1 protein-coding gene is annotated in these 1178 nt (G+C 77.3%); it reads right to left on the bottom strand.

Features of this window, described 5'->3' with window-relative positions:
• Positions 1-75: 75 nt before the first annotated feature.
• The gene (locus ABQ292_RS26500) at positions 76-1044 is read right to left on the bottom strand and encodes a collagen-like domain-containing protein (protein ID WP_369210688.1); all 969 of its coding nucleotides are present in this window, start codon (positions 1042-1044) and stop codon (positions 76-78) included.
• Positions 1045-1178 lie beyond the last annotated feature (134 nt).

Genomic DNA, 1178 nt, shown 5'->3' with positions numbered 1-1178 from the left:
GGGGGAGCCTTGACGGCGAAGGGCGCCCCGGTCCGCCGAAACGGTCCGGGGCGCCCTTGGGGGGTGCCGTGTCGGTCAGGCGATGGAGCGCACGTTGGACAGGTCGGGGCCGGGCTGGTTGTTGGCCGCGGCGTCGGTGTCGACGATGGCGCGGAGGAACAGCCCGCCCTGCAGCTTGATCAGCCGCGAGGTCAGCGTGGCCAGGTAGCGCACGCCCAGCCGCGGGTCGACCACGGTGCGCGGCGTGAGATCCAGCGCCGCCTGCTTGACCTTGGACGCCAGCTCGGCGGGGCTGGGCTGGTACAGCCAGGCCGGACCCGAGGGGCCCTGGGGACCCTGCACGCCGGGCAGGCCCACCGGGCCGGTCGGGCCGGCCGCGCCCTGCTCGCCCTGCGGGCCCTGCAGGCCGCGGACACCGGCGGCACCCTGCTCGCCCTGCAGACCGGGCAGGCCCTGCACCCCGGGCAGGCCCTGCTCGCCCTGCTCCCCGGTCTCGCCGATCACACCGCGCGGGCCCTGGGCGCCGCGCAGGCCCTGCTCACCCTGCGGCCCCTGCTCACCGCGCTCACCGACCACACCCTGCGGGCCGGTCTGGCCCCGCAGGCCCTGCGGGCCCTGCTCGCCCTGCTCGCCGGGGCGGCCGGTGGAGCCGGGCAGGCCCTGCTCGCCCTGGGGGCCGGTCTTCCCCTCCGGGCCCTGCTCGCCCTGCGGGCCGGTCTCGCCGCGCAGTCCGGGCAGGCCCTGCGGGCCGATCGGGCCCTTCTCACCGCGCTCACCGACCGGGCCGATCGAGCCGGTCTGGCCCTTCTCACCCTTGTCACCGCGCTCACCGGCGGGGCCGACCGGGCCCTTCTCGCCCTTGTCGCCGCGCTCGCCGGCGGGGCCGACCGGGCCCTTGGGGCCCTTGGGGCCCTTGTCGCCGGGCTCGCCGGCGGGACCGACCGGACCGGTCGGGCCCTTGCCACCGCGGTCGCCCTCCTCGACGGTGACGTCGACGGGAACCGCAACGGTCTCGCTGCGTGTCGTGCTCTTGGGCTGCGTCATGGTGGAAATGGCCTCTCGTGTACGTGGTCACGTGGCAGGTGGCATCTGGGTGGCCACCCGCGGTCCGGTCCGTCCCGGCCCGCCTCGAGTCGGGCGGGTGCCGGCCCGGCCGGCATCGGACGGGTCTGGCCCGA

The sequence above is a fragment of the Geodermatophilus maliterrae genome, from assembly GCF_041018925.1.
GTDB lineage: Bacteria > Actinomycetota > Actinomycetes > Mycobacteriales > Geodermatophilaceae > Geodermatophilus > Geodermatophilus maliterrae.
This window is presented reverse-complemented; position numbering and strand designations above follow the sequence as displayed.